The organism is Sphingomonas profundi, assembly GCF_009739515.1.
Taxonomy (GTDB): domain Bacteria; phylum Pseudomonadota; class Alphaproteobacteria; order Sphingomonadales; family Sphingomonadaceae; genus Alterirhizorhabdus; species Alterirhizorhabdus profundi.
On record NZ_CP046535.1, the window covers coordinates 2077399 to 2097721 of the forward strand.

Consider the following 20323-nt stretch of genomic DNA (forward strand, 5'->3'; position numbering starts at 1 on the left):
ACCTGCCATGCTGCCGAAGACTGTTCCCCTCACCGAAGCGGCGCGCGCCGGATTGCGCGCCGCCAACGCCGTTCTCATCCAGTCGATCGTCGCGGACACCGATCGCGCCGCTCGCGCCGATCTGCACGCCCAGCTGGTTGAGAATTGCGCGCTGCTGGGTCTGCTACCGCCGGCGCTCGCCGCGTTCGGCACCGTGCCGGCGGATCGCCGGCCATGAGCCCCGGGACGTATCTGCGCCTCCGTCGGGAGGCGACCGGCCTCTCTCTGCGCGAGCTGGCCTACCAGTTCTTCACTCCGCCGCTCGACTTGGCTGAGGTCGAACAGCTGCTCGTCAACGCCGAGGCCGATGATGCGCCGTTGGATGCCGGTTCGCTCCACCGAGTGAACCTGTTCGTCCCGCTCGACATCGAGATCTACGCCTCCCTGCTCGCCGAGCTGCCGACGCGATCCGTCTGTCGACGCTGCGCCTGCTCGTGGTTCGATCCCTGCCAGGACAGTTTCGGCCCCTGCGCCTGGGCGGACGCCGCCGCGACGCTCTGCACCCGCTGCGCCCGCATCGAGGCGACGGCCGAGAAGCAGAAAAGGCCGGTGGCATGACCGGGTCGACCATCTTCGACCGGGTCGATCCCGAGGGTCTCGCGATTGCCACGAACGCGTTCGGCCTCGCGTTCATCGGCGCCAACCTTCGCGTCTCGCCGGCGATCGTCGCCAGCGATAGCGTCTCGCCTGCCGCATTGATTGTCGGGCTCTGCAAAGCGCACGCGGCGGGTCTCGCCAGCGCGATCGTCGCCGCCTCGCGGCTTGATCCTGCCGACGCGGTCCTGGTCGCTGCTTTCGAGGAAGCGGTGATCGCCGACTGCACTGCCTACATTCGCGCCGAGCTCGCAAACGCGCGCCTCGAAGAGGGGCGACGCTGATGGCCCGTCGCCCCGCCGATCGAGCATGCGCGGAGTGTGGCGCGACAATCACGCACCAGTCGAAGACCGGCCTGTGCCAGCTCCACGCGATGCGGCGCCTGCACTCCGATCCCGTTTACAACGAGCGGCGCCTCTCCGGCCTTCGCTCGCATTTCGCAGCTCCGGCCGCCCGCGAACGGCTGAGCCGGCAGCTGTCCACGTGGCGAGCGGGAATGACCGACGAGCAGCGCGATCGCCTACGCGAGAAGGGCCGCCGCCTGGTGCGCGATTTCCTCTCGCAGCCGGAGATCCACGCCCGGTCGCAAACGCCCGAGGCGCGCTCGGCCGCCGTCGCCAGTACCGACCGGGCCAAGTTCGGCTGGTGCCCACCCGAGCTGCGACCCGCCTACCACCGGCTCGTGAGGACAAAGCGCATCCCGGCGGCGGAGGCGCGGCGGATCATCGAGGCGGAGATCGCGGGCACGATCGAGCACGCCCGGCGCGAGATCGCCTCGCGCGATCTTGCCGTGCGTCTGCGCCAGGAACGCCAGCGGCGGGAGGCGTACTGATGGTCCGCGCCTGGCGATGGTTCGTGGGCCTTCTCCGCGCGGAGCGGGAGCAGCGCAAGCGGCGGCGGGACGAGGGCCTCTGCCCGGAGTGCGGCGTACGACCACCCGAACGCGATGGAATGTGTCTGCCTTGCTGGCTGCACAGCCGGTGGTGAAGCCGGTCCGCAGCGCCGCCACCTCGCGCGAGGTCCGCGCCGGTTGCTTCACCTGCCACGGCGAGGATGCCCGTTGGCGCGGCCCACAAGCCCAGGGAACGGCCGCGCGCCACCATGACCTGACCGGGCATCCCACCTGGTGCGACGTGAGGCTGCTTGTCCGGTACGGCCAGGCGCTTGCCGATCCGCGCCAGATCGACATCGAGGACAGCATCGCCGCCCTCGGTTCGGGGGACCGGCCGGAAGCGGTCCCCCTCCCCGTTCCCGACGCACCGGTCGCTGCCACGGCCGGTGTGAGCGCACGCAAAGGCCGCTCGTCGAGATCTGCGCTCGCGGCCGTAAAGCCGGAGCACGCCCATGCCTAGCACGACGTCCAAGGGAACCGTCACGTCCGCGACGATGACGATCGACCAGATCGAGGTTTCGCCGCTCAACGTCCGCCGCCACCGCGCCACGATCAACGCGATCGCGGCGATGGAGGCTTCGATCCTCGGCCGCGGTCTGATCCAGCCGCTCAACCTCCACCCGATGAAGGGCACCAAGAAATTCGGCGCCTTCGCCGGCGGCCGCCGCGCGCGCGCCATCCGGAACCTCGTCGATCGCGGCGACCTGCCGGCCGACTGGCCGGTGCGCGTGGAGATCTACCGCGACTATTCCGACATCGAGATCATCGAGCTGTCGCTCGGCGAGAACATCCAGCGCGCCGATCTCGAACTCTACGAGATCTGCGCCGGCATCCGCGCCCTCGACGCGCGTTGCGAACCTGCCGAGGCGATCTCGACCGCGCTCGGCCAGCCGCTTGCCCTCGTGCGGCGCTGGCAGCGGGTCGGCCAGCTGGCCGAGCCGATCTTCGTCGCGTTCGCCGAGGAGAAGATCTCCGGCGACCTGGCCCGCGCCTTCGCCGCCACCACCGACCACAAGCTGCAGCTCGCCGTCTTCGAGCAGTTGCAGGGCTGGCGCGACTATGAGCGGACGCCGGAAAAGGTCCGGTCAGCGCTGAAGGTCGGCGATCGCGCGGCGGCCAGACTGCTTCGCCTGGTTGGCGCCGACGCCTATCGCGCCGCCGGCGGACGCTTCGAGCTCGATCTCTTCGCCGACGAGGCGGAGCAGCGCGGCCGGATCGTCGACGAAGGTCTGCTGAGCCAGCTGGCCAACGCACAGCTGGACGAGGCGCGCGATGCCACTCGAGCTGCGGTCGGTCGCAGCATCCGCTTCGTCCCCAAGCCGCCGGTCAACGCGTCGGGCTACCCCGACTATACGCTGCAGGTGACGCCGAAGAAGGGCGCCGAGGGCAAGCTGGTGCTGCCAGAGGGAGAGGTGGTCGCCGCGATCGACCTTAGCGAGGCCGGCGAGCCGCAGGTCACCTACTGGTGGGAAAGCCGCAAGGCCAAGTTCGGCTCCGGCAGCTCGGCAGAGGCGCGCGACACGGCGAAGGTCAAGGTGAAGGGCGCTGCCGCATTCTCGGACCCGTACCATTCCGCGGCCCCGGCCCGTGCACTGGCGAAGGAAGAGCACGGCGTCTCGGCCGATGCGCTCGAGGTGATCCGATCGACGCGCCGCGAGCTTCTGCGAGCCTTCATGGTCGAGGACGCGCAGCGCGGTGGCGACGCCGGCCGCGATTTCGCGCTCTGGGCTCAGCTGCGGGCGCTGTTGGCGCGTGGTAGCGGCCAGCTGGTCGGGGCACGATCGCCGGCGCCGACGGAACATACGATCGGCATCGCATTCGGCGCGCTGCGCGCCGCCGACGAGCAGCTGGAGCAGCACGTCGCGCACGATGTCTGGCTCGGCGCGGTCCGCGAGATCTCTGCCGAGAGCTTCATCACCGAGCCCGACCTCGCTGCGGCGTTCGTCGACTTTCTCAACGCCGGCGCCAGCACCAAGCGGCTCGCCGGCGCGGTCCTCGCCGGACTCACTCTCGAGCGCAGCGCCAACGCACCCGGCTTCACGCTCGCGCCCCACGACGCCCTCGCGCAATTTACCCGGGGCGTCCACGCGCCGCTGGTGCGCAAGCTCTGGTCGCCGACGGCCGAGTTCCTGGCTCTGCTCCCGAAGGCGCAGCTGCTGGCGATCGCAGAACCGCTCGTCGGATCGGAGACGTTGGCGCGCTGGAGCAAGGTCAAGGCGGCCGAGCTGCCCGGGCTCCTCGCCCAGGCGCTGAATGGCGCGGGCAACGCCGTGGCCGCCCGCAACCGCCAGGCGGCGCTGGAGTGGATCCATCCGCTGCTGGCTTTCCGCCAGCTGGACTTCAAGCAACCTGCGCCCTCGGCCGCACTCGCGGAGGCGGCGGAATGAGCCAGCATCGCATCGCCGAGGATCTCGGCCGCAAGATCGCGAGCGAGCTGCAGGAGAAGCTGCAGCGGGAGATCGACCTGGCCCAGGCGGTCGGGCTCGAACCGCCCGCGCTCACCGCGATGGTGATCGAGCTCGCCGCCGGCATGGCGAATGCCGCCTGCCTGATTGGCGTCCAGATGCGAAAGGACGGCGTCTCCGAGCAGGCAATCTACGACACCACTCTGGCGCTGGTGACGCAGCGCGCGCGCATGATGCAGGCGCGCAGCCTTCAGACGCTGCGCGCCGCCCAGGAGCGTGCGCGTTGACCCGGCAGACCGTGGCTCGCGAGATCGCCCGGCTGGATGCGCTCAGCCGCACGCGCGCGCTCGACGTGGGCGAGACACAGCAGCTCGCCCGTCTCGTGCAGACCGAGCGGGCATATGGGCGGATGCAGGCGGCAGAGCCCCGGATCGCGCCGGCAAGGAAGACGACGTCGCCACGATCGCCGATATCGATCGTTGAGCGCCTCGACGCGACGATCGCCCGGATGGTGCGCGAGAGCCTGTCCATCCGCGCGATCTACCTCACCGAGGCCGATCGCACCGCGCTTCTCGCGACAGTCGGCGACTGTGGGGCGACTGGAAACCAGCCTCTCTCCTACCGCGGCTACCCGGTTCGCCAGACGTCGAGCGGGACGCCAAAGTCGACGATCTACTCGATCCACGGGATCGCGCGGAGCGTGTATCTGGGCGGACGCAAGTCGCCGTCGTCTGCCCAGCCGGCCGAGGCGGTTGCACCATGACGATCGACGCGATCCTCGACACCCACACCGCGATCGTCGGCGCGTCCGGCGCCGGCAAGACGGTGACGGCCAAGGGCTTCGTCGAGCAGCTGCTCGGCGATCGCCGGCACGTTGTCGTGATCGACCCGACGGGCGCGTGGTGGGGCATGCAGTCCAACGCTGCCGGCGACGGTGCGGGCTTTGCGATCCCGGTGATCGGAGGTCTTCACAGCGAGATCGCGATCGAGGCAGGCGACGGCGCGGCGATCGCCGGCCTTGTCGTCGAGCAGGGCATGTCGGCGATCGTCGACCTGTCCGAGCTTCACGACGAGGAGGATCTGCGCGGCTTCATGCTCGCCTTCGTCGAACGTCTGCGCGCCAAGCCGCCGGCGAACCTTCATCTCGTCGTCGACGAGGCCGACGAGTTCTGCCCGCAGATCGCACCTGACAGCGTCGGCTACCGCCTGATCCGGCAGATGACCTGGATCGCCAAGCGCGGACGCCTGCGCGGCTTCGTACTCACCGCGATCACGCAGCGTCCCGCCGACATCGCCAACGCCGTCCTCTCGCAGATGCAGACGATCGTCGCGCACCGGCTGATCCTGCCGCACGATCAGGATGCGATCGATCGCTACCTCAAGCGTCACGCCTCCAAGGACGTTCGCGCCGAGGTCATGGGATCGCTGGCGGCGCTCGCGCGCGGCGAGCGCTGGATCTACAGCCCGGCTGAAGCCCGGCTGGAGCGGGGCATCTCGCCTCTGCTCACCACGTTCGACAGTTCGTCGACGCCGGTCGCCGGCGAGAAGCGCGCGCTGCCCCTCCCATCCGGTGAGATCGATATCGCGGCGATCCGCGCGGCGCTCGCCAGGCCGGCCGCGGGCGCCAGCGCGAATGCATCGCCGACGGACGTCGACCGACGCGTTTTCGAGCTCGAGGAGGAGGCTGCGGGTCTGCGCACCGAACTTCACGCGGCGACGGTCAGATCCGAGCAATATGAGGCCGGGCTCGGCATCATCGAGGAGCTGCTCGTTGCCGTGCGCGACGGAAAGCCATGGCCGAACCTGCAGCCGGAGAATGCAGGATCGGCCGCGACAACCGATCTCGGGACAACGCGCGGAGCGGCGGCCAAGCGCCGGCCATGCGTTGCGGACGCGCCGCCGCCGGCTCCCCTCTCCGGTGGCGGCGCGTCCGGTCTTCTGCCCGGGCACGGCGCACGCGAGATGCTGGGGCTGCTGATCGTACTGCACCCGGAGGGCGTGAGCTGGGCGGATCTCGCGCTCCTCGCCGTGCGCAGCCCGCAGGGAGGTGCGATCAACGTCGACCGCAAGGCTCTCCGCACTGCAGGCCTGGTCGAAGAGCGCGATGGCCTGGTCTATGCGCTGAAGAGCACCGCCACGTGGGCGGCGGCATCGCCGGTGGGATTGCCGCGCCCGGCCGAGCTGCGCGAGCGCTGGTCGGCAAAGCTCGGCCGCGTGCCGCGCGCGATCATCGAGCTGCTCGGCGACACACTGACAGGCACGGCGCCGACGGCGGCGATCGGCGCAGCGACCGGCCGGGCGACCCGCGGCGGCTCCTGGAACGTGGCGCTCAAGGCGCTCCGGACCGCGAACGTCGCCCACCTGAACGACGGTGAGCTCGCACTGCACCGCTTCATGGTGGATCCCGCATGAGCGACCAGCTTCTCTGGCGAAGCATGGACAGCGCGCCTCGTGATGGCCGCGGCTTCCTCGCGTTCGGCATCCACACCGATCCGGTGCCCGCCAGCGCCGGTCGGGGCGTGAAACCCGGCGATCACTGGTGGGCGATCCTGCTGTTCGACGTCTGGCGCGTGCAGAAGCAATTCGTCTTCGCGAAGGACGGCACCGCGACTTGGTCGCAACCTCTCGCCTGGGCCGAGCTTAGAGTGCCCACGATCATCTTGGGAGAATTGGCATGAGCGCGTCGCCGATCGTCCGTCTTGATCAGCGGCTGAGCCGCGCGGCGGAGGAGGGCCGCGGTATTCGCTTGGAGCCGGCCGACCTCGACGTCCTTGTCAGCCTCGGCTGCTTGGACAAGCTGCACGAAGCCAAGGCAATCTTCATCAAGGAACAGACGCGATGCCGGGACGCGAGACGCCGCTCTATCGGCGCGGGAAATATTGGCTCGGTTGGGACCGGCGGAACGATGGGAGCCTTCGCTCCCCCAACCTTACGATCTTCTGGTACGATCCCGCCGCGAGACGCGAACGAAGCGCGAGCACGGGCACGGCAGAAGAGCAGCTCGCCATCCTAGCTCTCGATCGCCGCTATCTGGCCGACGCCGACGAGGCACCCGCTTTCTGTCACGCCTGTGGCCAGCCGCTCGCACAAGCGGAAGCGTATTTGCTCACCGACGCGATCGCGGACTATCGCCTCGAGTGGGGGAGCACGCGCGTCTCGGCCGACACCATCGAGGGGCGGATCAAGCACGTCCTCGACTTCCTCGATGCGGAAGACGCCCGCGGATCGGACGGGCGATTCGGTATCGCGACCAGCTGCGCGGCCGCCTGCACGGTGGTGTTCGTCAACGCGTTCCGTAGCTGGTCGCGGCTTCAGCCTGTGACCTGGCGCAACGGTGCCGGCGCAGTGACCGTGTCCAAGCCCCGCTCGCCGGCAGCTACGGAGGCGGCGATCGCGCAGCTGATCGCCGTGCTCAACCATGCGGCCAATGCTAGCCCACCGCGATCCGACAAGCGCCCGACCTACCGGCCGCTGCCGGGTAGCCAGGTGCAGCGCAAGCGCAGGACGCGGATCGGCGTGGACGAGTTGGCGCGCATTGTGGCGTACGCGGCAGAGCCGAACAAGAGGCGCGGCTCGCTCCACCGCTTCGTGATCGCATCGATCTGCACGATCGCCCGTCCTGGCGCGGTGGTGGACATCTCCGTCGCTCCCGACCGGCAGCAATGGTGGCCGGGGTCGCCGACGATAGACCTCAACCCGCTGGGCCGATCGCAGAACAAGAAGCGCCGGCCAGTGCTGCCGGTGCTGCCGCTCCTCGCCGATTGGCTCGAGGCCGAGTGGGAGGAGTTCGTTGCCCTGAAGCCCGAACAGCGCGTCGGACGAGGTTGGCTGGTCAACTATTACGGGCGCTCGGTGAAGAGCATCGATTCCGCCTGGGCGGCGATGCTGGTCGACCTGAAGATGCCGACCGGCCGTGACTGGCAACCTTATGTCCTTCGGCACAGCCTTGCGACGCTGGTTCGCAACCGCGGCGCCGAACGCTGGGATCTCGAAGGCTTCATGGGGCATCGCGCCTCGAGCCAGACCGAGGTCTATGCGGTCGGCGAATTTCCCAGCGTTGTTCGCGCGCTACAGACACTTCTCACGGAGATTGAGCGGCTGGCTCCGGGCTCCCTGCACCGGAAACGCACCGGAGCCAGCCGCTCCTCACCGCCAGCGCGGGAGGCAAATATGCCGTAGAAACCAGCTTTTCGGTGGTGCCGCTTACAGGACTCGAACCTGTGACCCCCGCATTACGAATGCGATGCTCTACCAACTGAGCTAAAGCGGCATGGTTCGCGCGCCTTATCAGCGGGCTCGGCGCAGCACAAGCTCCCGCGCAAGCCGCGCACGGCGTTTACCGAACGGCAACCATGTCGCGCGCATGACCGGCGGGCACGATCCTCCCACCGGCCGGGAGGGCGGCTGGGGCGATGATATGGACAGCATGGGTTCGATCGACGGCGAGGATGTGGAGCGGGACTATCCGGCCGCAGACGAGCCCGCCATGGAGCCGCCGCCCTCGATCGGGTCGGACGAGCGGCGCATGCACGTCCGCGCGTATAATCACTGGGTGTCGCTGCTGCACGGCCGCTCCTACCCGGTGATCGCGGAGCTGCGGCCGGAGACCGTGCCCGATTTCGGGCCGCACGGCGTGGTGCTCGATTTCTCGGCCGGCGCGGACGATCCGGCGATCCCGTTCGTCGGCCAGGCGCTGCGCGACGAGGGCGGGCACGATCGGCCGATCGAGCATGTGTCGGATGTGCCGCGCGGCTCGCTGCTGTCGCGGCTGACGGATCATATCGACGAGATCATCGCCAATCACGCGCCGATCGGCTTCGAGGCCGAGTTCGTCAACCAGCGCGGCCGCAACATGATGTACCGCGGCATTTTGATGCCCTTCTCGTCCGATCAGCGGACGATCGACGCGATCTACGGCGTGATCAACTGGAAGGAGGCGCCGGCCGCCTCGGAGAGCGCGGCGCTGGCGGCGGAGGTGGATCGCGCGCTGCGGCAGGCGCCCGCCCCGCTCGCGGTGCCGAGCCCGGTGTGGGCGGACGGGCCGAATGCCGGCCCGCAGGGTGCCTTCCACGCCGATACGGATCATCAGTCGCTGGACGATCTGGGCATGCCGATGGCGCCGGCGGATACGGCATCGCCGTTCGATGGAGCGGAGCCGGCGCATCAGGCACGCCGCTTCCTGCGCGATGCCGCGCCGCGCGCCACGCTGGCGCTGAACGGCATCGATGCGGACGAGTTCGTCCTGCTCGTCGCGCGGCGGCTGGCGGATGGCACGTTCGGCGTGCTGGCGCCGGTCCACGATCCGCTGCTGCTCGATCGCGCGCTGCGCCGCCTGGCCGATTGAGGCGGGCGGCCGGCCGCCGGGCGGGATGCGCCGCCTTGCCCGTGTCACGCACGCGGCGCATATAGGCGGCCGTTCGAGGCGGCGGCCATCCGAGACCGCGCCCGGTGGTTTGCGGAGCGGGACGGAACGATGACGGCAATCAAGGCGAAGTCTGCCGGTGGCGCCCCCACCGGCGCCGAGGGCGATTCGGCATCGGGCGCGGCGCGGACCGATCCGGCGGTAAGCGCGGCGATCGCCGAGGCGCTGCTGGCCGGCGCGCTGCCGGGCGAGACCGATCGCTTCGATCGGGCGGCTCGTGCGGAGGCGGCCGCCTTCGTCGCCGATGTCGCCGCCAGCCGCCCCGCCGGCCAGCCCGCCCTGCGCATAGAGTCCATCGGCGGGGAGGATGCGCGCCGCCGAATGCGCCTGGCCGCGATCAACGACGACATGCCGTTCCTCGTCGATTCCATCGCCGCCGCCATCGCCGCGCACGGCCTGGACATCCACCGGCTGCTGCATCCGGTGGTCACGGTGCGGCGCGACGCGGCGGGCACGCTCACCGCCATCCTGCCGCCGGACGAGAGCGGCGAACGCCGCGAGTCGATGATCTATATCGAGATGGAGCGTGCCGACGCGAAGGCCCGCCGCGCCCTGGCCGACGATCTGCGCGACGTGCTGGGCGACGTGCGCGCCGCCGTGCGCGATTGGCCGCGCCTGCAGATCGCGCTGCGCGAGGATGCCGAGAGGCTGCCCGATGGCGAGGGCGCGGCGCTGCTGCGCTGGTTCGTCGATCGCCACTTCACCCTGCTCGGCCATCGGGTCGAGACGAAGGAGAACGGGCGCGAGAACGGCCTCGGCATCCTCGCCGGCGATCGCGCGCCCATCTGGGATGCGGCGGCGCGCGACGCGGCGATCGCCCATTTCGAGCATGGCGGGGAGGCGCCGCTGATCCTGAAGGCGGATTGCGTCGCGACCGTGCATCGCCGCGCGCCGATCGATCTGATCGTGCTGCCGTCGCGGCAGGAGGGGCGTGTCGCCGGCGTGTCCGTCCATGCCGGCCTGTGGACCAGCGCCGCGCTCGCCACCCCATCGGAGAAGGTGCCGGTGCTGCGCGCGCGTCTCCGCGCGATCGAGGAGAAGTTCGGCTTCGATCCGCAGGGCCATGCCGGCAAGGCGCTGCGTCACGCCCTCTCCGCTCTGCCGCACGATCTGCTGATCGGCCTCCGCTCGGCGGATCTGGAGGCGCTGGCGCTCACCGCCATGTCGCTCGCCGATAGGCCGCGGCCCAAGCTGATGCTGGTGGCGGGATCGCTGGCCCGCCACCTGTTCGCCTTCGTCTGGCTGCCGCGCGACGAGCTCACCACCGGCCGCCGCGTCGCGATCGGCGAACTGGTGGAGCGGGCCGCCGGCGGCACCGTCTCCAGCTTCGCGATCGAGCTTGGCGAGGGCGGCGTCGCCCTCGTGCGCTACATCCTCGATCTGCCGGACGGCGCCGCCGTGCCCGATGCCGCACCGCTCGACGCGCAGGTGGAGGCGATGGTGCGCGGCTGGGGTCCGGCGGTGGAGGCGGCACTGGTCGATCGGCTCGGCGCGGGCGCGGCCGCGCGCCTCGTCATCAGCTACGGCAACGCCTTTCCGCCGCCCTATCGCAACCGCTACTCGCCGGAGGAAGCGGGGCAGGACATGGTCCGCCTGCGCGGTTTGGCCGGGCCGGAGCAGCGCGGCGCCCGCCTCTACCGCAACGAGGCGGACGGGCTGCGCCGGCTGCGCCTGAAGACCTACCGTCTGGGCGACTTCATCCCGCTCTCCGATGCGGTGCCGGTGCTGGAGAATTTCGGCTTCCGCGTGCTGGAGGAGAATCCCACCGCGCTCGATGGCGGCCGGCTGGGCTACGTCCACGATCTGCTGCTGGAAGTGGACGAGACCATCGACGCGGACGCGCTGATGGCGCGGGCCGATGTTGCCGAGGGCGCGATCGCGGCCGTTCTTGAGGGCCGCGCCGAGAATGACGCGTTCAACCAGCTGGTGATCGCGGGCGGGCTCGATCCGGTCTCGGTCGTGCTGTTCCGCGCATGGTTCCGCTACCTGCGTCAGACCGGGCTCGCCTACGGGCTGGATACGGTGGCGGCGGCGCTGCGCCGCGCGCCGGTGGTCGCCCGCCGCCTGATCGATCTGTTCGCCGCGCTGCACGATCCCGCGCGCCAGAGCGAGGACGCGGCGACCGCCGCCGGCGAGGCGATCGATGCCGCGCTCGCCCAGGTCGCCGCGATCGACGACGATCGCATCCTGCGGCGGCTGCGCGCCGTCGTCACCGCCACCTTGCGCACCAACGCCTATACCCCCGCCGCCGACGAGGCGCTGGCCTTCAAGTTCGACAGCGCGCTGATCCCCGGTCTGCCTGCGCCGCTGCCGTGGCGCGAGATCTGGGTCTATTCGCCGCGCGTGGAGGGCATCCACCTGCGCGGCGGGCCGATCGCGCGCGGCGGCCTCCGCTGGTCGGACCGGCGGGACGATTTCCGCACCGAGATCCTCGGGCTCATGAAGGCGCAGGTCGTCAAGAACGCCGTCATCGTGCCGACCGGCGCGAAGGGCGGCTTCTACCCCAAGGCGCTGCCGCCGGCCGCCAACCGCGACGCCTGGCTGGCCGAGGGCACGGAGAGCTACCGCATCTTCATCCGCTCGCTGCTGTCCGTCACCGACAATATCGTCGAGGACGCGGTGACGCATCCGGCCGGCATCGTGATCCGCGACGGCGAGGACCCCTACTTCGTTGTCGCCGCCGACAAGGGCACCGCCGCCTTCTCCGACGTCGCCAACGCCATCGCCCTCGATCGCGGTTTCTGGCTCGGCGATGCGTTCGCCTCGGGCGGTTCGCAGGGTTACGACCACAAGGCGATGGGCATCACCGCCAAGGGCGCGTGGGTGTCCGTGCAGCGCCACTTCCTCGAACTCGGCGTGAACGTGCAAAGCGATCCGGTCACGGTCGTCGGCTGCGGCGACATGTCGGGAGACGTGTTCGGCAACGGCATGCTGCTGTCGAAGACGCTGCGGCTGGTGGCCGCCTTCGATCACCGTCACATCTTCCTCGATCCGGCGCCCGATGCCGGCCGCAGCTGGACGGAGCGGGCGCGCCTGTTCGCCCTGCCCCGCTCCTCCTGGGCGGATTATGATGCGGCCCTGATCTCGCCCGGCGGCGGCGTCTTCCCGCGCACGCAGAAGGCGATCCCGCTCTCGGCGCCAGCGGCGGCGGCGCTTGGCGTGGAGCCCGGCACCTACGATCCGTCGGGGCTGATCGCCGCGATCCTGAAGGCGCCGGCGGACCTGCTCTGGTTCGGCGGCATCGGCACCTATGTGAAGGGCCGTGCGGAGAGCAACGCCGAGGTGGGCGATCCCGCCAACGACGCCAACCGCGTGAACGGCGAGGATGTGCGCGCCCGCGCCATCGGCGAGGGCGCCAATCTGGGCGTAACCCAGGCCGGGCGCATCGCCTTTGCCGCGCATGGCGGCCGCATCAACACCGACTTCATCGACAATTCGGCCGGCGTCGACTGCTCGGACAACGAGGTCAACATCAAGATCCCGCTCAATCGGGAGATGCGCGAGGGCCGGCTCGGCTTCGACGATCGCAACGCCTTCCTGGCGGCGATGACGGACGAGGTCGCCGCGATCGTGCTGGAGGATAACCGCCTGCAGACGCTCGGCCTGTCGCTGGCCGAACATGGCGGCGCGTCGGCGCTGCCCGCGCAGGTCCGCGTGATCGAGATGCTGGAGGCGTCCGGCCGCGTCGATCGCGCGGTGGAGGGGCTGGAGAGTTCGGACGAGCTGCTGCGCCGCGCGCAGGACGATCGCGGCCTCACCCGGCCGGAGCTGGCGATCCTGCTCTCGCACGGCAAGCTCGCGCTGCAGGCGGCGATCGAGAAGACCGATCTCGCCGCCGATGCCACCCTCACGCCCCTGCTGCACGCCGCCTTTCCCAGAGCCATGCGGGATCGGTTCGCCGAGGCGATCGATCGTCACCGGCTGCGCGGCGAGATCGTCGCCACCAAGATGGCCAACCGCGTCGTCAACCGGCTGGGCGTGGTGATCCCGTTCGAGCTGGCCGAGGAGGAGGGCGTCTCGCTGGCGCAGGTCGCCGCGACCTACTTTGCCGCGGACGCGATCTTCGGCCTGGAGGATATCTGGACGCAGATCGAGCAGGCGAAGGTCGCCGAGAATGCGCGCCTCTCGCTGATGGAGGCCGCCGCCGGCAGCGTACGCCTGCACATCGCCGATCTCGTCCGCGCATCGACGCCCGAGATGAACGCCGGCGCGATCGCGGAGCGGTTCGGCGCCGGCGTCCGCCGTCTCGACGACGCGGCCGAGGCGCTGCTGCGGCAGGAGGCGCTCGTCCAGGCCGATGCCCTGCGCGCACGGCTGGCCGGCACCGGCGCTCCGGACGATCTGGTCCGCCGCATCGTCCGCCTGAACGAGCTGGACGGCGCCGTCGGCACCGCCGCCGTCGCCAGCCAGCTGGGCGTCGACGAGGTGGCGGCCACCCACGCCTATGTCCGGCTGGGCGAGGCGCTGGGGCTGGACTGGGCGAAGGCGCAGTCGGTCCGCTACGTCTCGTCCGATCCGTGGGAGCGGCTGCTCACCGCCGGCCTTTCGCGCGATTTCGAGCAGTTGCGGCTCGATTTTGTCGCCCGCGCCGGCGGCACCGATCCGGTCGGCGCGGTGGAGGCGTGGCTGGAGGCGCAGCGCCCGCGCGTCGCCCAGTTCCGCACCGTGGTCGACCGCGCCCGCACCGCCCCGGCCACCACCGCGGCGATGCTCGCGCAGATCGCCGGTCAGGCCAGGGTGTTGCTGGCGCGATAATCTCCGGCCGGGGCCGGTTGATACGCGGCACTACTTGCGAATGATTATCACCCGCGTTATGCGCCTTCCAACGGGGAAGGCGAACAAGACGGGGCATGTCCAGCACGACGCGACCAACCGGCCGGGCCGATCGGCAGCGCCGTGCCTTCTGGCTGAAGCAGCTCCACCAGTGGCACTGGATGAGCTCGGCCCTGTGCCTGATCGGCCTGCTGCTGTTCACCCTCACCGGCATCACCCTGAACCACGCCGGCGACATAGATGGTGCGCCCCGGGTCACGACGACGCGGGGCGCCCTGCCCGCCCCGCTGCTGCGCGCGATCCGGCCGGATGATGCGGCGGACGCGAAGAAGCCGCTGCCCGCGCCCGTCGCCGCCTATCTCGCCGCCACGCTGAGGATCCACGCCGGCGGCCCCGCCGAATGGTCGACCGACGAGATCTACCTCGCTTTGCCGCGCCCCGGCGGCGACGGCTGGGTCACGCTCGATCGCCGCACCGGCGCGATCGAGGCCGAGGTGACGGATCGCGGCTGGATCTCCTGGCTCAACGATCTCCACAAGGGCCGCAACGCCGGGCCGGCGTGGAAATGGTTCATCGATGTCTTCGCCGTCGCCTGCCTGGTCTTCGCGATCACCGGCCTGTTCCTGCTCCAGCTCCATTCCGCCAGGCGCCGGCTGACATGGCCGATCGTCGGCATGGGGCTGCTGATCCCCGCCATCCTCGCCGTCTATTTCGTCCATTGAAGGGGCAGATATGAAGCCTAACCACATCCTCGCGCTCACCGCGCCGCTGATCGGCGGGCTGGCCGCCAGCCCCGCTCTCGCCGCCGGCATCGACCTCACCGTCACCATACCGCAGCTGAAGGTCGCCGAATATCACCGGCCCTATGTGGCCATCTACTTGGAGCAGCCGGGCCAGCCGGTGCGCAATCTGGCCCTCTGGTACGATGCCGACAATCGCGAGGATGGCGGCCGCAAGTGGCTGACGGAACTGCGCCAGTGGTGGCGCAAGAGCGGCCGCACCCTGAAGCTGCCGGCGGACGGCATCACCGGCGCCACCCGCGCGCCCGGCCCGCAGAAGATATCCTTCGCCGCCGGTGCCCGCCCGCTCGGCACCCTGCCGCCGGGCCAGTACATGCTCGTGGTGGAGGCGGCGCGCGAGGTGGGCGGCAAGGAGATCGTCCGCCTGCCCTTCGCGTGGCCGGCCAAAACGCCGCAGGTGGTGAACGCCGCCGGCACCACCGAACTCGGCGCCGTCACCGCCACGATCAAGCCCTGAAGGAGCGCGCAGCCATGATCCGCGTCACCAAGATCCGCCTTGCCCTCGCAGCACTCGCCGCCGCCGCGCTCGTCCCCGCCGCCGCGCAGGCCCATCGCGGCTGGATGCTGCCCTCCGCCACCACCGTTTCCGGCGACGATGCGTGGGTGACGGTGGACGCTGCCATCTCCAACGACCTGTTCTACTTCGAGCATCAGCCGCTCCGCCTGGATGGCGTGAAGGCGTGGGCGCCGGACGGCACAGAGGCGAAGATCGAGAACGCCTCCACCGGCCGCTACCGCAGCACCTTCGACGTCCACCTCACCCAGCAGGGCACGTACCGCATCGCCACCAGCATGGGCGGCATCATGGGCGGCTACACGCTGAACGGCGAGCAGAAGCGCCTGCCGCGCGGCCTCACGCCGGACAAGCTGGCCGCCGCCATCCCCGCCGGCGCCACCGACGTGAAGCTGTCGGAGGGCATGAACCGCAACGAGACGTTCGTCACCAACGGCGCCCCCAGCACCAGCGTGCTGAAGCCGACCGGAAAGGGGCTGGAGTTCGCCCCCGTCACCCACCCGAACGATCTGGTTGCGGGCGAGCCGGCGACCTTCGGCTTTCTGCTGGATGGCAAGCCCGCCGCCGGCCTGAAGGTCACGATCATTCCCGGCGGCATCCGCTACCGCAACGCGCTCGGCGAGATCGACCTCACGACCGACGCGAAGGGGCAGGTCACGGTCAAGTGGCCATATGCCGGCTTCTACTGGCTGAACGTCACCGCCAGCGACAAGAAGGTCAGCGTGCCGCAGGCGACCGAGCGGCGCCTGGGCTATGTCGCCACGCTGGAAGTGCTCGCGCCCTGATCGAGCCGCGCCTCGCCATCCCGACGACGCTGTCGCCCGCCGGGCTGGCCCCGCCGGCCGGCGTCGTCCACCGGATCGGCGGCGCGACGATGGGCACGACATGGTCGGCCCGCTTCGTCGCGCCGCCGGGTCTCGACACCGCGCCGGTCCGCGCCGCGCTGGTCGCCGAACTGGACGGCGTGATCGCGGCGATGAGCCCTTGGGAGCCCATGTCGGAGATCAGCCGCTTCAACCGCGCCCCCGCCGGCAGCTGGCACACGCTGTCGCCCCCCTTCTTCCACGTCCTCCAGGCCGGCCTCGCGCTGGCGGAGGCGACCGGCGGCGCCTTCGATCCCGCCGCCGGCGCGCTCGTCGATCTGTGGGGCTTCGGCCCCGCCCCCGCCCGCCTCGCCCCGCCGACACCGGCGCAGATCGAGGCCGCGCGCGCCGCCGGCGGCTGGCGCGGCATCGCGATCGACCCGCCCGCCCGCCGCGCGCGGCAACCGGGCGGCGCGCGCCTCGATCTTTCCGGCATCGCCAAGGGTCATGCGGTGGATCGCCTCGCTACCCGCCTCGCCGCGATCGGCCATCCGCACGCCCTCGTCGAGATCGGCGGGGAGCTGCGCGGCGGCGGCGTCAAGCCGGACGGCCAACCCTGGTGGGTCGCGGTGGAGGCGCCGCCGGGCGTCGCCGTGCCGCCGATCCGCGTGGCGCTGCACGGCCTGTCGATCGCCACCTCGGGCGATTATCGCCGCTGGTTCGATCACGACGGCCGCCGCCACGCCCACAGCATCGATCCCCGCACCGGCCGCACGGTGGCGAACGGCATCGCCTCCGTCACCATCCTCCACGCGAACTGCATGACGGCCGACGCACTGGCCACCGCCCTGCTGGTCCTCGGCACGGACGCGGCGCTGGCCTATGCGGACGCACACGACATCGCGGCGCTGATCGTGGAGCGTGGCGATGTGGGAACAACGGAACACCTGTCGCCGGCTTTCGCCGCGATGCTGGGGTGAGACGGCCGGGGCAGCTGAGGCCCACTTGCGGACGATCGCTACGGTAAGCGACGAGACCGGCGATACTCTGCGCTTGTTCCTTCGAGACAGGGTTTGCCTTGCTTCTGACAACCCGCAGCATGACCGATACGCGCCTTCAAAGCGCGCTTCGCCGCGCAATCGAGGTCCGATGAAAACTGAACCAAGGTAAGCGGCGCAGGACTCATACGCGCTGCCTGCCGAAGATAGGTGAAAAAGGTCACGTCAGCTATGGTAGAGCCGTTCCACTTCCAACCGCCTTTATCAAGTTGAACGGCGACATTGTAGATTGGTTCGGAATAGGGAACTGGTGAAGGTTTCTGTTCTTCTGCCAGTTCCCAGCCGGGCACTTTCGGGCACGTCCCTTTGCCATAAGCAGAACCTCCGGCCGCTGCGCAGGTTAGGCCCATGATAAATATCGATGTAAGCGGTCGGTTCACCTCATCAGCATATTCAAGCCGACCGTCTTCGCAACGTCCGCTTTCCACCAATCCCGGCCGCTTCAACTCAGCAGTCCGCCCACCGCCGCAGCAGGTTGTGATAGACGCCGGTCAGCCGGATCATCGCCGGATCGGCGTGGCCGCGGTCCGCCGCGATTATCTGGATCGACTGGTCGAGATCGAACAGGGTGCGCCGCGCGTCGTCGTCGCGCACCATGCTCTGGATCCAGAAGAAGCTCGCCACCCGCGCGCCGCGCGTCACCGGCTCCACCCGGTGCAGGCTGGAGGCGGGGTAGAGCAGCATGTGCCCAGCCGGCAGCTTCACCGCCTGCGTGCCGAAATGATCCTCCACCAACAGCTCGCCGCCGTCATAAGCGTCGGGCGGCGCCAGGAACAATGTCGCCGAAAGGTCGCTGCGCACGCGGAAGTCGCTGCCGCGCTGGATGCGGACGGCGTTGTCGACATGGATGCCGAACGCCTCGCCGCCCTCGTAGCGGTTGAACAGCGGCGGAAACACCTTCAGCGGCAGCGCCGCCGCCACGAACAGCGCGGTGCGGCCGAGCGCGTCCAGGATGATGCCGCCCGCCTCCCGGCCCGCCACCGATCCTTCCGGCAGCTGCCGGTTGCGCTTGGCCAGCGCCGACTGGTGGCCGGCCGTCACCTTGCCGTCGACCCACTCGGCCGCGTCGATCAGCGCGCGCACCCGCGCCACGCCGGCGGCGTCCAGCACATCGGGAATGGCGATCATCATCGGCGGCGCGGAGGGCTCAGGCCTGCAGCACGAACGGGATCTCGACCATGCCGCGCACCTGCACCGCCTGCCCGCCCTGCACGGTGGGGGACCAGCGCCAGCGGCGCACCGCCTCCAGCGCCGCCTTGTCCAGCCGGTCGAAGCCGCTGCTGCGCGCGACCGCGATATCGGCGACGCTGCCGTCGATGCCCAGCAGCAGGCGCAGCACCACGGTGCCCTGCTCCTTGTTGCGGCGGCACTCCACCGGGTAGCGCGGCGGCTTGGCGGAGACCATCCTGGTCGAGAGGTCGATCGCCACCGGCGCGGCGGTCACCGCCTTGGGCGCGGGCGGTGCCACGATCGCGGCCTGCGGCGGCGGCGCCTCCGCCACCACGGCCACGGGCGGCGGCGGGGCCGGCGTCTCGACGATCGGCGGCGGGGCCACCAGCGGCGTCTGCGGCGGCGTAACCGGGGCCACCTCGGGAACGACGGCAGCGGCGGGCGGCGGGGGCGGCGGCGGATTTGTTTGCAGATCGACGACCACCAGCGGCGGCGCCGCCTCGCGACCGATCTCGATTACGTCCAGCCGCACCAGCGCGAACAGCAGCGCCGCATGGCCGGCGACGATCGCGGCGATGGCGGCCCAGTTCGGCCGTTCGCGCGCGCCATAGCCACCCGGCTCCGGCGCCATCGCGGGCGGACTCTCGACAGAAGGGGGCGCTTCCGGAAAGCTGGCGCGGAAGTGCGGCTCGCCCGCTGCTATCCGGCCATCGCGAGCATAGGCAGCCTGCATCGCCTCTCCCCCTCTGATCCGATCCGCCTAGCGCAAAGACTATTGAGAGGCAATCGCATCTTTGATCGACCTGAGAACGCGGCGCAATCGCCGCGCAGGTCCTCAGTCGGGCGGACCGGGGGAGCGAAGGTCGCGGTTCAGGTCACGTCGGCAGCGGGCAAACAGCCACACGCGCACCGCGCTGGCGAGGTTGGCGGGTGCCTCCGCCGCCGCGCGGGCCACGTCGATGCGGTCGGCATCGATCCGCGCCACCAGCGCGTTCAGCGGCAGCCGCTCCTCTGCGGCTGCAACGGCCAGCGCATCCCAGAAGATCGGCTCCAGGCTGATAGAAGTCGCGTGGCCCGCGATCATCACCGATCGCTTGACGGGGCCGGCCACGCCGCCGTCCGGCTCAGTACATGTGCTGGCCGCCGTTGACGGACAGGGTGGAGCCGGTGATGAACCCGCCCTCCTCGGCGCAGAGGAACACCACCGTGCGGGCGATCTCGTCCGCCTGGCCCAGCCGGCCGACGGGGATCTTGGCGACGATCTTGGTCAGCACCTCGGCCGGCACCGCCGCCACCATGTCGGTATCGATATAGCCGGGCGCGATGGCGTTCACCGTCACGCCCTTCTTCGCGCCCTCCTGCGCCAGTGCCTTGGTGAAGCCGTGGATGCCGGATTTGGCGGCGGCATAGTTCACCTGACCATATTGGCCGGCCTGGCCGTTGATCGATCCGATGTTGACGATCCTGCCCCAGCCGCGCTGCACCATGCCGGGGAAGGTGGGCTTCACCATGTTGAAGCAGCCGCCCAGATTCGTGTCGATCACGTCCTTCCAGTCCTGCGCGCTCATCTTGGCGAGCACGCCGTCGCGGGTGATGCCGGCATTGTTGACGACGATGTCTACGGGGCCGAGCGCCGCCTCCACCTGCTGCACACCCTCGGCGCAGGCGGCGTGATCCGCCACGTCCCACTTGAACGCCTGGATGCCGGTGCGGTCGGAAAAGTCGCGCGCCCGCTCCTCGTTGCCGGCATAGTTCGCCGCCACGGTGACGCCCGCCTCGCGCAGCGCGATGCTCACCGCCTCGCCGATACCGCGTGTTCCGCCCGTCACGATTGCAACGCGTGCCATGATCGC

General features: G+C 70.3%; 21 protein-coding genes, 1 tRNA gene and 1 pseudogene. 18 read left to right on the forward strand and 5 right to left on the reverse strand.

Annotated elements, in window-relative coordinates; genetic code table 11:
* Positions 1-7 precede the first annotated feature (7 nt).
* The 12 genes and pseudogenes from GNT64_RS09810 to GNT64_RS09860 all read left to right on the forward strand — a co-directional run bounded on the left by GNT64_RS09810 (position 8) and on the right by GNT64_RS09860 (position 8109).
* Complete coding sequence (locus tag GNT64_RS09810; RefSeq protein ID WP_156679372.1) at positions 8-217, forward strand: hypothetical protein; 210 nt, start codon at positions 8-10, stop codon at positions 215-217.
* Entirely contained in the window at positions 214-597 is a 384-nt protein-coding gene (locus GNT64_RS09815; protein ID WP_156679373.1) for a hypothetical protein, read from the forward strand. The genes GNT64_RS09810 and GNT64_RS09815 overlap by 4 nt, the downstream gene beginning before the upstream one ends.
* A complete protein-coding gene (locus tag GNT64_RS09820; RefSeq protein ID WP_156679374.1) occupies positions 594-917 on the forward strand; it encodes a hypothetical protein in 324 nt (107 codons plus the stop codon). Before GNT64_RS09815 ends, GNT64_RS09820 begins: the two co-directional genes overlap by 4 nt.
* 212 nt (positions 918-1129) lie before the next feature.
* Positions 1130-1465 carry a hypothetical protein gene (locus GNT64_RS09825; protein ID WP_156679375.1) on the forward strand — a complete coding sequence of 112 codons (336 nt, stop codon included), beginning with the start codon at positions 1130-1132 and terminating at the stop codon, positions 1463-1465.
* 121 nt (positions 1466-1586) lie between these two features.
* Entirely contained in the window at positions 1587-1985 is a 399-nt protein-coding gene (locus tag GNT64_RS21530; RefSeq protein ID WP_197277351.1) for a hypothetical protein, read from the forward strand.
* A complete protein-coding gene (locus tag GNT64_RS09835) occupies positions 1978-3912 on the forward strand; it encodes a ParB/RepB/Spo0J family partition protein (RefSeq protein ID WP_156679376.1) in 1935 nt (644 codons plus the stop codon). The genes GNT64_RS21530 and GNT64_RS09835 overlap by 8 nt, the downstream gene beginning before the upstream one ends.
* Entirely contained in the window at positions 3909-4217 is a 309-nt protein-coding gene (locus GNT64_RS09840; protein WP_156679377.1) for a hypothetical protein, read from the forward strand. The genes GNT64_RS09835 and GNT64_RS09840 overlap by 4 nt, the downstream gene beginning before the upstream one ends.
* A complete protein-coding gene (locus GNT64_RS09845; RefSeq protein ID WP_156679378.1) occupies positions 4214-4693 on the forward strand; it encodes a hypothetical protein in 480 nt (159 codons plus the stop codon). The genes GNT64_RS09840 and GNT64_RS09845 overlap by 4 nt, the downstream gene beginning before the upstream one ends.
* Positions 4690-4815, forward strand: a pseudogene (locus GNT64_RS22275) (helicase HerA domain-containing protein); the annotation flags it as partial. The gene GNT64_RS09845 and the pseudogene GNT64_RS22275, both read left to right, overlap by 4 nt.
* 150 nt (positions 4816-4965) lie before the next feature.
* Entirely contained in the window at positions 4966-6342 is a 1377-nt protein-coding gene (locus GNT64_RS09850; RefSeq protein ID WP_231639424.1) for an ATP-binding protein, read from the forward strand.
* On the forward strand, positions 6339-6608 hold the full coding sequence (locus GNT64_RS09855) for a hypothetical protein (protein ID WP_156679380.1): 270 nt from the start codon (positions 6339-6341) through the stop codon (positions 6606-6608). The genes GNT64_RS09850 and GNT64_RS09855 overlap by 4 nt, the downstream gene beginning before the upstream one ends.
* Positions 6609-6768: 160 nt before the next feature.
* Positions 6769-8109 (forward strand): site-specific integrase, encoded by a 1341-nt coding sequence (locus GNT64_RS09860; protein WP_156679381.1) that lies wholly within the window; start codon positions 6769-6771, stop codon positions 8107-8109.
* Between the two features lie 15 nt (positions 8110-8124).
* On the opposite strand, the gene GNT64_RS09865 is transcribed toward GNT64_RS09860, so the two are convergent.
* Positions 8125-8200 (reverse strand) — tRNA-Thr (locus GNT64_RS09865).
* Positions 8201-8356: 156 nt separating this feature from the next.
* On the opposite strand from GNT64_RS09865, the gene GNT64_RS09870 reads away from it, so the two are divergent.
* The 6 genes from GNT64_RS09870 to GNT64_RS09895 all read left to right on the forward strand — a co-directional run bounded on the left by GNT64_RS09870 (position 8357) and on the right by GNT64_RS09895 (position 17222).
* Positions 8357-9274: a PAS domain-containing protein gene (locus GNT64_RS09870; protein ID WP_156679382.1), complete on the forward strand. Its 918-nt coding sequence runs from the start codon at positions 8357-8359 to the stop codon at positions 9272-9274.
* Between the two features lie 129 nt (positions 9275-9403).
* Complete coding sequence (locus GNT64_RS09875) at positions 9404-14107, forward strand: NAD-glutamate dehydrogenase (protein ID WP_156679383.1); 4704 nt, start codon at positions 9404-9406, stop codon at positions 14105-14107.
* Between the two features lie 95 nt (positions 14108-14202).
* The gene (locus tag GNT64_RS09880; RefSeq protein ID WP_156679384.1) at positions 14203-14847 is read left to right on the forward strand and encodes a PepSY-associated TM helix domain-containing protein; all 645 of its coding nucleotides are present in this window, start codon (positions 14203-14205) and stop codon (positions 14845-14847) included.
* A gap of 10 nt (positions 14848-14857) precedes the next feature.
* On the forward strand, positions 14858-15382 hold the full coding sequence (locus tag GNT64_RS09885; RefSeq protein WP_156679385.1) for a DUF2271 domain-containing protein: 525 nt from the start codon (positions 14858-14860) through the stop codon (positions 15380-15382).
* A gap of 14 nt (positions 15383-15396) precedes the next feature.
* Positions 15397-16224, forward strand: coding sequence for a DUF4198 domain-containing protein (locus GNT64_RS09890; protein WP_156679386.1), 828 nt, complete (start codon positions 15397-15399; stop codon positions 16222-16224).
* Between the two features lie 89 nt (positions 16225-16313).
* Positions 16314-17222 (forward strand): FAD:protein FMN transferase, encoded by a 909-nt coding sequence (locus GNT64_RS09895; protein WP_156679387.1) that lies wholly within the window; start codon positions 16314-16316, stop codon positions 17220-17222.
* A gap of 525 nt (positions 17223-17747) precedes the next feature.
* Here the strand turns inward: GNT64_RS09895 and GNT64_RS09900 are convergent.
* The 4 genes from GNT64_RS09900 to phbB all read right to left on the reverse strand — a co-directional run bounded on the left by GNT64_RS09900 (position 17748) and on the right by phbB (position 20317).
* Positions 17748-18431, reverse strand: coding sequence for a Fe2+-dependent dioxygenase (locus GNT64_RS09900; RefSeq protein WP_156679388.1), 684 nt, complete (start codon positions 18429-18431; stop codon positions 17748-17750).
* Positions 18432-18447: 16 nt separating this feature from the next.
* Positions 18448-19203, reverse strand: coding sequence for an energy transducer TonB (locus GNT64_RS09905; RefSeq protein WP_156679389.1), 756 nt, complete (start codon positions 19201-19203; stop codon positions 18448-18450).
* Positions 19204-19305: 102 nt separating this feature from the next.
* Positions 19306-19581 (reverse strand): ribbon-helix-helix domain-containing protein, encoded by a 276-nt coding sequence (locus tag GNT64_RS09910; RefSeq protein WP_277873266.1) that lies wholly within the window; start codon positions 19579-19581, stop codon positions 19306-19308.
* A gap of 13 nt (positions 19582-19594) precedes the next feature.
* Positions 19595-20317, reverse strand: coding sequence for an acetoacetyl-CoA reductase (gene phbB / locus GNT64_RS09915; protein ID WP_156679390.1), 723 nt, complete (start codon positions 20315-20317; stop codon positions 19595-19597).
* Positions 20318-20323: the final 6 nt, after the last annotated feature.